12 protein-coding genes are annotated in these 12,263 nt (G+C 68.5%); 2 read left to right on the plus strand and 10 right to left on the minus strand.

Annotated features, from left to right (window positions below):
• The first annotated feature begins 12 nt into the window (after positions 1–12).
• Complete coding sequence (locus tag ACWEOO_RS01590) at positions 13–477, plus strand: DUF7144 family membrane protein (RefSeq protein WP_452141280.1); 465 nt, start codon at positions 13–15, stop codon at positions 475–477.
• Here ACWEOO_RS01590 and ACWEOO_RS01595 read toward each other — a convergent pair.
• The 10 genes from ACWEOO_RS01595 to ACWEOO_RS01640 all read right to left on the minus strand — a co-directional run bounded on the left by ACWEOO_RS01595 (position 474) and on the right by ACWEOO_RS01640 (position 10,988).
• Positions 474–2,111: an MFS transporter gene (locus ACWEOO_RS01595; protein ID WP_452141281.1), complete on the minus strand. Its 1,638-nt coding sequence runs from the start codon at positions 2,109–2,111 to the stop codon at positions 474–476. The genes ACWEOO_RS01590 and ACWEOO_RS01595 overlap by 4 nt on opposite strands.
• A 95-nt stretch (positions 2,112–2,206) precedes the next feature.
• Complete coding sequence (locus tag ACWEOO_RS01600) at positions 2,207–3,082, minus strand: carbohydrate ABC transporter permease (protein WP_452141282.1); 876 nt, start codon at positions 3,080–3,082, stop codon at positions 2,207–2,209.
• Positions 3,083–4,012 carry a carbohydrate ABC transporter permease gene (locus ACWEOO_RS01605; RefSeq protein ID WP_355696115.1) on the minus strand — a complete coding sequence of 310 codons (930 nt, stop codon included), beginning with the start codon at positions 4,010–4,012 and terminating at the stop codon, positions 3,083–3,085.
• Positions 4,009–5,253, minus strand: coding sequence for an extracellular solute-binding protein (locus ACWEOO_RS01610; protein ID WP_452141283.1), 1,245 nt, complete (start codon positions 5,251–5,253; stop codon positions 4,009–4,011). Before ACWEOO_RS01610 ends, ACWEOO_RS01605 begins: the two co-directional genes overlap by 4 nt.
• A 111-nt stretch (positions 5,254–5,364) precedes the next feature.
• Positions 5,365–7,395 (minus strand): hypothetical protein, encoded by a 2,031-nt coding sequence (locus ACWEOO_RS01615; RefSeq protein WP_452141284.1) that lies wholly within the window; start codon positions 7,393–7,395, stop codon positions 5,365–5,367.
• A 126-nt stretch (positions 7,396–7,521) separates the two neighbouring features.
• On the minus strand, positions 7,522–8,094 hold the full coding sequence (locus ACWEOO_RS01620; protein ID WP_452141285.1) for a hypothetical protein: 573 nt from the start codon (positions 8,092–8,094) through the stop codon (positions 7,522–7,524).
• Positions 8,091–9,239, minus strand: a complete 1,149-nt coding sequence (locus ACWEOO_RS01625; protein WP_359938507.1) for an L-histidine N(alpha)-methyltransferase — start codon at positions 9,237–9,239, stop codon at positions 8,091–8,093. The genes ACWEOO_RS01620 and ACWEOO_RS01625 overlap by 4 nt, the downstream gene beginning before the upstream one ends.
• 57 nt (positions 9,240–9,296) lie before the next feature.
• Positions 9,297–9,497 carry a cold-shock protein gene (locus ACWEOO_RS01630; RefSeq protein WP_350278708.1) on the minus strand — a complete coding sequence of 67 codons (201 nt, stop codon included), beginning with the start codon at positions 9,495–9,497 and terminating at the stop codon, positions 9,297–9,299.
• Positions 9,498–9,524: 27 nt separating this feature from the next.
• Entirely contained in the window at positions 9,525–10,658 is a 1,134-nt protein-coding gene (locus tag ACWEOO_RS01635) for a Cmx/CmrA family chloramphenicol efflux MFS transporter (protein WP_452141286.1), read from the minus strand.
• Positions 10,659–10,808: 150 nt separating this feature from the next.
• Complete coding sequence (locus ACWEOO_RS01640; RefSeq protein WP_452141287.1) at positions 10,809–10,988, minus strand: hypothetical protein; 180 nt, start codon at positions 10,986–10,988, stop codon at positions 10,809–10,811.
• A 35-nt stretch (positions 10,989–11,023) separates the two neighbouring features.
• Here ACWEOO_RS01640 and ACWEOO_RS01645 point away from each other — a divergent pair, with 35 nt between their 5' ends.
• Positions 11,024–12,244, plus strand: a complete 1,221-nt coding sequence (locus ACWEOO_RS01645; RefSeq protein WP_452141288.1) for an RNA-guided endonuclease InsQ/TnpB family protein — start codon at positions 11,024–11,026, stop codon at positions 12,242–12,244.
• Positions 12,245–12,263 lie beyond the last annotated feature (19 nt).

Consider the following 12,263-nt stretch of genomic DNA (forward strand, 5'->3'; position numbering starts at 1 on the left):
GAGGAGCTCACGATGTCAGACGGCGACACCCCCGGGACGCACCGGCGCCCGGGCGAGGTCGAGGTGCCCGAGTGGCCGAGCCGATGGGTCGGCTGGATCCTCTTCGCCGGCGTGATGATGATCGTGCTCGGGATCCTGCACGCGTTCCAGGGGTTCATCGCGATCTTCCACGACGACTACTTCCTGGTCCGCACCACCCGGCTGGCGATCGAGCTCAACTACGACTCCTGGGGCCTGATCCACCTGATCCTCGGCCTGGTCGTGGTCGTGTCCGGCATCGCACTGCTCAACGGCCGGCTGTGGGGACGGATCGTCGGCGTGATCCTGTCGGTGCTCAGCATCGTGGTGAACGCCGCGTTCCTGGCGGCGTACCCGATCTGGTCCACGATCCTGATCGCCGTCGACATCCTGGTCATCTGGGCCCTCACCGTGCACGGCGACGAGATGCGGACGATGCTCGAGGTCCGCGAGCGCTAGGTCTTCGGATCGGGTTGTGCACTGGCGGTGGGCTGCCGGGTCGGAAGATGGGCCGACAGGAACAGTGACAGCAGCGAGATCAACGCCAGGGCGGCCAGGGACGCGCGCAGTCCGTCCAGCCGGGCCTGCTCGTTCTCGTCGATGACGGCGTCGGCGGTGGTCTGGTCCACCTTGGCGTCGGAGAGCGCCTGACTGAGCTGGTCGTTCGAGACGAACGGGACGCCGCCCGCGAGCTTCACCTCCGCCTGCGACGACACGCTCGCGGGAACGTCCGGATTGTTCTTGATCCCGGTCAGGAACGACGTGGTCAGTGCCGAGATCAGGATCGCGCCGGCCAGGGCGGTTCCGATCGAGGAGCCGAGGAACGTGATCGAGTTCTGCAGTCCACCGACCTCGCCGCTCTCCTCGTCGGGCACCGAGCTGACGGTGACGGCGCCGAGCTGCGACGCCAGCGCTCCGATGCCGAGCCCGGCCAGCAGCAGCGGCACGGTCACGACGTCGGCCCCGACGCCGATGTCGAGCCCTGCGATCAGCAACACGATCCCCAGGAACAGCAGGGCGAAGCCGACCCGGACCACGCGCCGCGGCGACGCCTGCGGCCGGAGCCGCGGTACGCCGATCGCGGTGGCCAGCAACCCCAGTGACAACGGCAGCAGCCGCAGCCCGGTGTCGATCGCCGACAGGCCGAGGGCGATCGACAGGAACAACGGGACGACGAAGAACAGCCCGGCCTGCAGCAGGTACTGGAAAAGGAACGAGGTGAGCCCGGCCCGGAGCCGTTGGTTGCCGAACATCGCCGGGTCGACCAGGACCGCCTCCCCGCGGTTCGTCCGGCGGCGCTCCCAGGCCATGAAGCCGACCAGGACGGCGCCCCCGCCGAGGACCAGCCAGACGACCGGCGACAGACCGAGCCAGGACGGGGCGCCCTGCTTCGGGTTGACGAACCCCCAGGAACCCGCCCGCAGCACCCCGAAGACGATCAGAGCGAGCCCGGCCGCGGACAGCGCCGTACCGACCAGGTCGAGCTTCGCGGAGCGATCGGCGGGGACGTCGGCGATCCGGCGGGTCATCGCCAGGATGCCGAGCACGATCAGGACCTCACCGGCGAACACCCAGCGCCAGGACAGGTACGTGGTGAACAGGCCGCCGATCAGCGGGCCGAGCGCGACGGCGATCGCGGCCGCCGCGGCGACGGCGCCGTACGCGCGCGGCCGCTGGGACTTGTCGAAGTTGGAGGCCACGAGCGCGACGATGGCGGGCATGATCAGCGCCGCGCCGATGCCTTCCAGCCCTGACCAGCCGATCATCAGCACCGTCAGGTTGGGCGACAGCGAGGTGGTCAGCGAGCCGGCCCCGTAGATGATGCAGCCAATGGCGAAGGCGCGCTTGCGGCCGAGAATCTGGCCGAGCTTCCCGCCGGTGATCATCAGTGAGGCCATCACCAGGGTGTAGAGCGTGATGGCGGACTGGATCCCGGTCACCGTCGTCCCGAGATCCGCGGCCACCGTGGCGATCGACACGTTCATCACCGAACTGTCCAGCGCCATCAGGAACTGGCCGGACGCCAGAGTGATCAGAACTGTCCGCGAGCCGGTCGCGGTGCGCACGCCGGAGGCCGGCGCGTCGCTGCTCATCTGGGTCCCCCTCCCCGTCCGGATTCCGGCCGGACGAGGTCAGTAGAGCGCACCCGCCGGCACCCGGCATCGTCCGCGCCGGGTGATGGCGGGCGTCAGGCCTTGAGGCCCGACATTGCGATCGAGTCGGTGAGGTAGCGCTGGAGGAGGCCGAAGACCAGCAGGCTGGGGACGACCGTGATGGTCGCGCCGGCCATCAGCTGGTTGATCGGGACGGCCTGGCCCTGGAGGGTGGCGAGGCCGACGGTGAGGGTCTGCATCTTGCCGGACTGGCCGATCACGAGCGGCCAGAGGAAGTCGTTCCAGTGCCAGAGGAAGACGAAGATGCCGAGCGTGGCCAGCACTGGGCGGACCAGCGGGAGCACGATCATGGTGAAGATCCGCCATTCGGGGGCGCCGTCGATCTCGGCGGCCTCGAAGAGCTCGTCGGGGAGCTGCACGATGAACTGCCGCATCAGGAACACGGCTTGCGAGTTCGCCAGCGTGGGCACGATCAGGCCCCAGTAGCTGTCCACCCAGTCGAGCTTCGCGACCAGGATGTACGACGGGATCAGCGTCGCCTGGAACGGGACCATCAGCGTGGCCAGGAACGCCCAGAACATGATCTCCCGGCCGGGGAACTTCTTCTTCGCGAACGCGTACCCGGCCATCGCGGCGAACAGCAGCACCAGTGCCACCGACACCAGCGAGTAGAGCAGCGAGTTCACCGTCCAGCGCGGGATGTCCGAGCTGGACAGCACCTTGGAGAAGTTCTCCAGCGTGAAGTTCGCCGGGTTCAGCGCGTCCGGGAACGTCTGCCCGCTGGGCGGTGCGAACGCGACCAGCACCATCGCCGCGAACGGTACGACGGTGACGATCGCGGTCAGCGTCAGCAGCGTCGGCAGCGTCAGCCGGGCCGCGGTCCCACGCCGGGCCGCCGCCGGCGGCTCCGCGACCGGGCGGACCGGCGGGCGGTCGAGTACCTGGGCCATCTAGTCGTCCCTCCCGACGAGCCGGCGCTGTACGAGCGAGACGATCAGCACGATCAGGAACAGCACCAGGCCGATCGCGCTGGCGTAGCCGAAGTCGAAGTACTTGAACCCGCTGTCGTACAGGAAGTACACGAGCGAGTAGCTGGAGCGCACCGGGCCGCCGCCGGTCATCACGTACATCGCGTCGAAGACCTGGAACGCGCCGATGGTCTCGATCACCAGCACGAAGAACAGCACCGGCCGCAGCTGCGGCAGCGTCACGTAGCGGAACCGCTGCCAGGTCCCCGCGCCGTCGATCATCGCGGCCTCGAGGTACGACTTCGGCACCGCCTGCAGGCCCGCGAGCAGGATCAGCATCGAGTACCCGAAGCCCTTCCAGGCCGAGGTGAGGGCGATCGAGGGCAGCACGGTGTTCGACTGGCTGAGGAAGTCGATCGGGCCGATCGAGACCAGTCCGAGGACGGCGTTCAGCAGCCCGTCCTGCGCGTCGTAGATCCACTTCCAGATCACCGCGGCCAGCACGATGCTGGTCACGTACGGCAGGAAGAACACGCCGCGGAAGAAGCCCCGCCGCCACACCACCTGGTGCAGCAGTACGGCGGTGCCGAGCGACAGCAGGACCGTCAGCGGGACGAAGATCACCGTGTAGGTGATCGTCACCAGCAGGGCCTCGTGGAACACCTTGTCCGAGAGCAGGCGGGTGTAGTTGTCGAGCGCGATGAAGTCCCATTTCCCGCTGATCCGGTAGTCGGTCAGCGAGAGGAAGAACGCCCCGATCGCCGGCAGGAACCGGAACAACAAGAACAAGACCAGCATGGGCAGGACGAACACGAAGCCCACCCACGGGCGTTTGAGCGTGCCGCGCCGGGCCGGGCCGGCGACGGGTCCCGCCCGACCCGCCGCCGTGTCCGGCTGCCGTGCTTCGGTCAACGCTGCCTCGAGAGCAGGTCGTTGGCCTGCTTGGCCGCGTCGTCCAGGGCCTGCTGGGGTTGCTTCTTGCCGGTCAGCACGGCCTGGATCTCGGTGCTCAGGAACGACATCACCTGCCGCGCCGACGGGTTCGGCTCACCCGGTACGGCGTACTGCAGCGCGTCACGGAACTTCGCCGCGTTCGGGTCGGTCGACTCGGACTTGGCGTCGCTGCGCGGCGAGTAGAACCCGGACGCCTTGCTGAGCGCGTCCAGCTGCGCGGACTGCATCATGAACGACAGGAACTTCTTCGCGCCGTCGACGTTGTCCGAGGCCGCGTTCAGGACCAGACCGCCGGGGAGCCCGAAGCCGACCTGCTTCTTGCCGGTCAGCGGCGCCCCGAGCTCGACGTTCGCGGCGCCCCAGGTCGGCGTCACCGTGGCGACGTCGGCCGGCACGCTGGTCATCGCCATCGCGACCTGACCCTTGCCGAACGGCGAGTCGGCGACCACGTTGCCCGCGGTGAGCGCGGTCTTCGGGATCGCGCCCTGGTCCCACAGGCTCTTCAGGAAGGTCAGCGCCTCCAGACCCGGGGCCTGGTTGAACGCGACGCTCTTGCCGTCGTCGGCGAAGACCTTCCCGCCGGCCTGCCACAGCAGCGGGTAGAAGTTCAGGTTCAGCGTCGCCTCCGGCGAGGCCGAGTAGTCGAGCGTGGAGAACCCGGCTGCCTTGAGCTTCGGCGCGGCGGCCTTGATCTCGTCCCAGGTCGCCGGCGGCTTGCTGATCCCGGCCTTGGTCAGGACGGTCTTGTTGTACATCGTCGTGGTGACGGTGTGGTAGATCGGGGCGCCGTACACCTTGCCCTCGACCGTCAGGCCGGGGATCGCGGCCGGCAGGAACTTGTCCTTCTCCGGCGCGACCACGTCGTCGACCGGCTCCAACGAGCCGCTCTTCACGTACTGCGGGATCTGGTCCGGGATCATCAGCAGGACGTCCGGGCCTTTCCCGCCGGAGAACGCGGCCGCGACCTTCTCCTCGCGGCCCTTCCACGGCTGGTTCTCCAGCTTCAGGTCGACACCGGAGTTGGCCGCCTCGAAGTCGGTCTCGACCTTCTTCCAGTACGCGTCGCTGGCCGCCTGGTCGGCGATCACCGGGTACATCCAGAGCGTGACGCTCTTCTTCGAGTCCGAGGAGCCCGAGTCGCCTCCGCCGCAGGAACTGAGCGCGGCGGCGAGCACGAGCGCCGTGAGTGGTGCCGCCATGCGGCGGACGGTGGATCTCATCGCACCCCCAGGGTGTCCGGAAGTCAGGGCCGGAAGTAGTGAAACCGAATAACGGTCAGGACCGAAAGTAGCCGGGGTGAATTTCGGCTGTCAACGGCTGATATCAATCCGGAACAGCTCGGAGCCGCTCGTCATCAACAGTTGGTGATCTCCGCGGACGCCGAGCCGCCGGTGTGCGTGCTGCACGAACACCGTCGGGACCGAGTTCTTCCCCGGCGCGATCCGGTAGATCTTGTTCAGGTCGATGCTCACGTAGACGGCCTCCGAGGTCGCGACGATGTCGCCGCTGGAGGTCGTCGTCCCGAGCGTGAAGGACTTCTTCAGCTTGCCGCTGTCCGGGGCCAGCGCGAAGACGGTCTTCCCGGCCACGCCCCACAACAGCCCGTCCGGGCCCATCGTGACCGCCGAGACCGTCGCGGCCTTCGCCACCGGTACGACCTCCCAGAGCTTCTTCTTGCCGGCTACGTCCCACGCGAACACTGTGCCCGCTTCGCGGGTCGGCGGGGTGGTCGTCAGGCCGCCGGCGATCGACGTTCCGCCGTACACGATGCCGCAGTGCGCGGTGAGACCGAAAACGGACTCGTCCTGGACGACGTTGCGGTACTTCTCCGCGGTGTTCGTCGCCGGGTCGTAGATCACCAGCGCGCCGCCCAGTCGGTCCCCGTCGGGGATCGTGCCGACCGCGATCTTGCCGTTCACCTCGGTCAGCGCGCGGGCCCGGGTCTGGAACAGATCGGGCTTCAGGTTGAGCAGCTGCTTGGGGTTGTCCGGCGTGCCGGGCGGGCCGGGGGAGTACTCCGGGCTGCTCCAGGGCTTCGTGGTGTCGTAGGAGTAGAGGCGGGCCTCCGGATAGGCGCCGACCCAGACGGTGCCGTCGGAGCCCTCCATCAGGGCCTCGACCTGGGAGAACCGGTTGAACTTCGCCTCGCCGGTGGTCGGGTTGACCACCGAGACGCCGCCGTTGAGGAATCCGCCGGCGTAGATGTCGTCCTTGCCGCCCGCCACGGACAGGATCTCGATCGGCTCCCGCCGGACCTTGGTGGTGAAGATCTCGGACTTGCCGGTCTGCGGGTTGTACCGGAACTCCTCGCCGCGCCACAGGGTGCCGACGACACTGGTGCCCGGGTAGTCGGGCAGGCCCAGGTCGGCGTACCCGATCGAGCGGGCGTTCTGGATCCGGCCGGTGAAGGTCAGGCCGGTGCCGGTCAGCGTCTTGGTGGCCGGATCGTACTTCTTCAGTTCGCTGCTCTGGATGAGGTACAGCGAGCCGTCCGCGCCGATCGGGGAGATGTCCAGACCGTGCGCGTTCGGGATCTCGTCCACCCAGGTCCGCGAAGCGATGTCCCAGACGTACAGCGGGCCGGGGAACGCGGTGCTGATCCGCGCGTACACGCGCCCGCCGCGCGCGTTCAGGTCGTACACGACCTTGTCGGAGGGGTCGCCGAGGCCGGGCGGCGACGGCAGTTCGGTGATCGCGCCGGTGGCCGCGTCGACCTCCATGATGTGCGCGTCGGGCATCGTGCCGGCGTACACCTTGCCGCCGGCGTAGTCGATGCTCTTGACGTACGTCTGGCCGGCCAGGACCGTGCCGTAGTCGCGGACGGCGCCGGTCTTGTCGTCGTACCGGAACACCTTCCCGTGCGGGAACGTCCCGCCGTGCACGTTGCCCTGGTCGTCGGTGGTGATCCGCCAGATGAAGGTCTCGGTGGCGATCGGCCGGCCGAGGTCCTCGACGGCGCCGCCCGGGCGCAGCCGGTACAGGTGGCCGTTGTTGTAGGTGCCGACGTAGATCGTGCCGTCCGGCGTCGCGGCGACCGCGTAACTGCCGTCCGCCCCGGGCAGTGCCGCCGAGAGCAGGCTGTCGCCGGTGGCCGGGTCGACGGCGTTCAGGTACGCCGGACTTCCGGTGGACACGTTCCAGATCGCGGCCTTGCCGTTCGGGCCGGGTGCGACGGTGCCCCCGATCAGGAGTACGTCGGACAGCGGCGTGCCGAGCGAAACGACCGTGCCGGTCGGCGGTCCCGGCGGCCCGGCGGGCGCCGCGCCGGCAGGTGGCGCCGAAGGGGCCGTGACGAGCAGAGCGGCGAGTGCCAGTGCGAGAAGGGAGCGGACTGATCGCATGCGATTGCCTCCGGGGGCCTATTTACGGTCCTGTCCGAAAGTGAAGCTCTCGCGGCGTGGCCAAGTCAACGGCTCGGGAGAATTTGCCACTACTGACAGCAACCGGTCCGGTTACGGCCCCTGCCGTTAAAGTCCGGGCAGCGCGCCGAGCAGCTTCTCGAGCTTCTCGCGGGTGGCCGCGAAGTAGCTGTTCTCGCGGTGCAGCGCGCGGTGGAACGCGGCCAGTTCGGCCGCCGAGATGGTGTTCGAGAACGTGCTGATCTCGGTCAGGTCGAGCCGCCGGTTGAACAGGTGCACGGTGTCCCGCCACCGGTGCAGCTGCCCGACGAGCTCGGCGTCGCGGCGCAGGCCGAGCGCACCGGACACCAGCGCGAGATCGACCGCCGACACCACCAGCCGCGGATACACCTGCCGGACGGTCGGGGCGTCGGGCGAGAACCGGTCGTCGTTCAGCAGCCGGGTGTTCTCGTGCAGCTCGTCAGCGACGGACCGCAGCACCTCGGTACGGCGTTCCGCCTCGGCGGTCAGCCGCTCGACGAAGATGCCGGTCAGGCCGGCCACCAGCGTGAGCGAGTTGACGGCCGGCTCCCAGCGCGAGTTCTCCGGCCAGAAGAACCAGATGACACCGAGGACGAACGCCAGCGCGAGCAGGCCGTACGTCACGACGCTGACGACGGCCCGCCGGTTCATCCGGCTCATGTGGCCCAGATGTCGTCGGCGAGGCTGCGCGCGCCCTCGCCGGCTGCCTCCGGTGCGAGCAGCAGCAGCTCCAGGCCGAACGGGTTCGGACGGCGGGTGTACCGGAACTGGGACTGGATCGCCTCGACCGGCGTCAGCTTGCAGGCCTCGGTGAGCCGCTTCAGCCGGGTCGTGGAGTACTTGCGGGTGGTGTAGAGCCGGATCGTGTCACCGATCGGCAGCACCACCTCGGTGTGGTCCGGCAGCTCCATCCGGACCTCGTCGCCGGTGTCGTTCTGCCAGAGGATCTTCACCAGCAGGGCGTCGTCGTCCTCGACCTCGCCGACGAACTTGACCAGCTCGTTGTTGATCTTGAGGTCGGTGTTGTACCGCAGGGCGCTGGTGACGAACTCCGCGAACGCGCGGGTCTGGTGGTACTCGTCCGCGGCCGCGTCGGCGGTCTCCTGGTCCAGGCGCGTCGTACTGGCCACCTCGAGCAGCAGCCGGTCCTGGGCGCGCAGCCCTTGGGTGAGGGTGCCGAGCAGTTCCTCGTCGCTGTCGAAGTTGGCCAGCGTATTGCCGGTCAGCGTGAACAGGATCGGCTCGTCGCCGACCAGCCGGGCGAGCATCTCGGCCAGCTCTTCCATGTTGTCCGCGATCGAGAAGTCGAGCTGGACCGGCAGCAACTGGGCGACCGGGAACCGGGCGTCGCGCACCGGCTGGGTCCCCATCCGCAGCATTTCGGAACTCATGTCGACCGGGATGTAGTACATGTTCCGGTTCTGCCGGCGCAGGTCGCTGACGATGGTGCGGTCCTTGACACCCGTGCCGACGCCGAGGCTGACGACGTGGAAGCCGCCGTTCTCGACGTGCGGCCGGACCTTGCGCCAGTGCCGCTGGAACGACTCCGCGCCGGCCTTCATGACCAGGTAGAACGGGTCGTTCGTCGCGTTCGCCCAGGCGATCGTGGGGCCGATCCCCCAGTAGGAGAAGCCGGAGGTGATCTGCTTGCCGTCGCCGGTCGTCGAGAACGGCCCGCGCAGGTCGCCGGTCAGCGTCGCGAGCTTGTCCGTCTGGTCCTCACCGGTCAGCACCAGCGACCAGGCGAAGTCGTCGTCGGCCAGCGCATGCTCGAGCTTCCGGATCACGGGTACCGGCTCTGTCACGTCTCACCCCTCACACGATGAGACGTCAGGCTACCGGTTCGCGACGGTGCGTGCCGGTCAGATCGGAGTGACCGCGTCGGCCTCCCGGCCCTTCGGCCCGTCGACGATCTGGAACTCGACGTGCTGGCCGTCCTCGAGGGTCTTGTACCCGTCGGAGACGATCTTGCTCCAGTGCACGAACACGTCGTCCTGCCCGTCGACGGCCAGAAAGCCGTAGCCCTTGTCGGCGTTGAACCACTTCACGGTGCCGCGCACCATCGGAACTCCTTGACCACGGGACCCGCTTCACCCGGGCCCCTCGCGATCCACAAGCTTAATGGAGCCGCCTGCGACCAGCGCGACGCCCACGAGCGCCGCGCTGACCCAGAGCGGTCCGCGGAACCCGGCCGCGCCGATGGCCGGCCCGCCGAGCAGCGGTCCGGCGGCGGCGCCGACGTTCAGCGCGGCGGTGGCCAGTCCGCCGGTCAGCACGGGCGTCCCGCTCCCGGCGTACAAGCTGTAGGCGATCAGCGTCGACCCGACCGCGAACGACAACCCGCCCTGGAGCAGCACGAGCAGCACGGTCGGTACGACGGACGCCGCAGTGAGCGCGAACGCGCACCACCCGACGAGCAAGATGCCGCCGGCAACCAGTACGAGCCGGTCGTCGCGCCGGTCGGCGTACCGGCCCGCGACCGTCACGCCCGCGAACGAGCCGAGGCCGAAGAGCGCGAGCATCAGCGGCACCCAGCCCACGCCCAGCCCGGTGACCTCGGTGAGCACCGGGGAGAGGTACGTGAACGAGCAGAACGTCGCGCCGTTGACGAGGGCCCCGAGCAACAACAGGACGGCGAGCCGGGGCCTGATGCGGAACCGGCCCACCGTGGCCGGACCGGCGGCCCGCGAAGGGACCGAGCGGAGGATCCCGAGCAGCGCCGGGAGCGAGATGATCGCGACCGCCCAGAACGCGGACCGCCAGCCGAGGTACTGGCCGAGCACGGCGCCGGCCGGTACGCCGACAATGCACGCGAGCGTCGTACCGCCGAGCAGGACGGAGGTGGCACGGCCCTTCGCGTCCGGAACGAGACTCGCGGCGGTGGCGAGCGCGATCGCCAGGAAGCCGGCGTTGGCGAGGGCCGCGAGGACCCGCGTGACCAGCAGAACCGTGAAGTCGGATGTGAGCGCGCCGGCTACGTGGACGGCGAGGAAGACGGTCAGCGTCACGAGCAGGGTCCGCCGGCGCGGCCAGCGGGCGCCGAGCACGGCGATCGCCGGGGCGCCGACGATCATGCCGAGCGCGAACGCGGACGTCAGCCAGCCGGCGGCGGGGATGGAGACGCCCAGGTCGCGGGCGATGTCCGGGCCGAGCCCGGAGAGCATGAATTCGGACGTTGCCTGGGCGAAAACGGCCAGGCCGAGCAGATACAGCACGAAAGGCATGGAGAGGCTCCGTAACCAGTGGAGGACGGCATGAGTCGTCTCCGGCGGTTCCGGTGGGTCACACGGAACGGCCGGTGGTTACGGTCTGTCCGCCTCCGGGCTGGTCACGCCCTGGAGCCTAGAGAAGCGCAGACACCTACGTCCACCGAGTTAGACGCGACGCGACGCGGCCAGGCCGAGGAGTCCGGCCGTGACCAGCAGCAGTGCGCTGGTGACGCCGAGGTCGTCGGTCTGCAGCACGCCGTTGTCGGTGAGCATCCAGATCGTGGCAGCGCCGCTCAGCACCGTGCCGGCCACCACACCGGGTACATCCGGCCTGGTCTTCTTCATTGCGGCTGCCTCCCTTCGAGGATCAAAGACTGTCGGTGCTGTCTGTTTGGATCGGCGGCATGTCTCGATTCCGCATGTACCCGACGCCCGCACAGCAGGCTTCGTTGCTGGAACAGTGCAAGCACGCCCGGTACCTGTGGAATTTGGCGCTGGAGCAGTGGTCGATGTGGGCCCGGGACAAAGGTCCGACGCCTAAGTACGTCGAGCAAGCGCGGCAATTGACCGAGGCACGGGCAGCGTATGGCTGGCTGCGAGCCGGATCTCAAACTGTCCAGCAGCAGGCACTGCGAGACTTCGATCAAGCCTGCAAGAACTTCTACGCCGGAACGCACAAGAGACCGACCTGGCGCAAAGCCGGCGCGCATGAGGGATTCCGCATCGTCGGCCCGCAGGCGTTCCGAATCATACAGCTGAGCCGGAAGTGGGCAACAGCGCTTGTACCGAAGGTCGGCTGGGTACGGTTCCGGCTGTCCCGCGCCGTACCCGAGGCCAAGTCGTACCGCGTCACGCGTGACCGGGCGGGCCGCTGGCACATCGCATTCGCCGTGGCGCCGGAGCCGGTTCCACCGCCGGCCACCGGCGAAGTTGTCGGAGTGGATCGTGGCGTCGCCGTCTCTGCTGCCCTGTCCACAGGCGAAGTTCTGGTCTGCCCTCCACCGTCGAAGCGTGCGGAGGCGCGGCTCAAACGCCTGCAACGCCGCCTTGCCCGCTGTCGGCGTGGCTCCAACCGGAGTCACAGGCTGGCGTCCGCGATCGCCAAGGTGAATGCTCGTGTCGTAGACAGGCGCAAGGACTGGGTCGAGAAGGTTACGACCGACCTCGCTCGGCGGTTCGATGTGATCCGCGTCGAAGACCTGGGTGTCGCTCACATGACCCGACGTCCCAAACCCAGGCCCGACCTCGCACGACCAGGGCGCTATCTGCCGAACCACCGTCGGGCCAAGGCTGGGCTGAACCGCGGGATCTTGGCCAATGGCTGGGGCGCTTTGGTACGTCGTCTGGAGCATAAGGCGCCAGGAAGGGTTGAGAAGGTCAATCCCGCGTACACGTCGCAGACGTGCAGCATCTGTGGGCATCGCGCGCCGGAGAACCGTGAGAGCCAAGCGGTCTTCCGGTGCGTGGCCTGCGGTCACCAGGCGCACGCGGACGTGAATGCGGCTATCAATATCGCGGCCGGACGGGCCGTCAGCGCACGCGGAGAGACGCCCGTACGGGTCTCGGTGAAGCGTGAACCTCAACTCGCTACCTCCGCGTAGTAGTTGGAATCCCCACCTG

This window comes from Kribbella sp. NPDC004138 (genome assembly GCF_053603655.1).

Bases quoted from the DNA above. Each gene is read 5' to 3' on its own strand.
- ACWEOO_RS01610 (WP_452141283.1), bottom strand. From the start codon at position 5,253: ATGGCGGCACCACTCACGGCGCTCGTGCTCGCCGCCGCGCTCAGTTCC.
- ACWEOO_RS01630 (WP_350278708.1), bottom strand. From the start codon at position 9,497: ATGGTGCGCGGCACCGTGAAGTGGTTCAACGCCGACAAGGGCTACGGC.
- ACWEOO_RS01635 (WP_452141286.1), bottom strand. From the start codon at position 10,658: ATGCCTTTCGTGCTGTATCTGCTCGGCCTGGCCGTTTTCGCCCAGGCA.
- ACWEOO_RS01595 (WP_452141281.1), bottom strand. From the start codon at position 2,111: ATGAGCAGCGACGCGCCGGCCTCCGGCGTGCGCACCGCGACCGGCTCG.
- ACWEOO_RS01615 (WP_452141284.1), bottom strand. From the start codon at position 7,395: ATGCGATCAGTCCGCTCCCTTCTCGCACTGGCACTCGCCGCTCTGCTC.
- ACWEOO_RS01600 (WP_452141282.1), bottom strand. From the start codon at position 3,082: ATGGCCCAGGTACTCGACCGCCCGCCGGTCCGCCCGGTCGCGGAGCCG.
- ACWEOO_RS01620 (WP_452141285.1), bottom strand. From the start codon at position 8,094: ATGAGCCGGATGAACCGGCGGGCCGTCGTCAGCGTCGTGACGTACGGC.
- ACWEOO_RS01640 (WP_452141287.1), bottom strand. From the start codon at position 10,988: ATGAAGAAGACCAGGCCGGATGTACCCGGTGTGGTGGCCGGCACGGTG.
- ACWEOO_RS01590 (WP_452141280.1), top strand. From the start codon at position 13: ATGTCAGACGGCGACACCCCCGGGACGCACCGGCGCCCGGGCGAGGTC.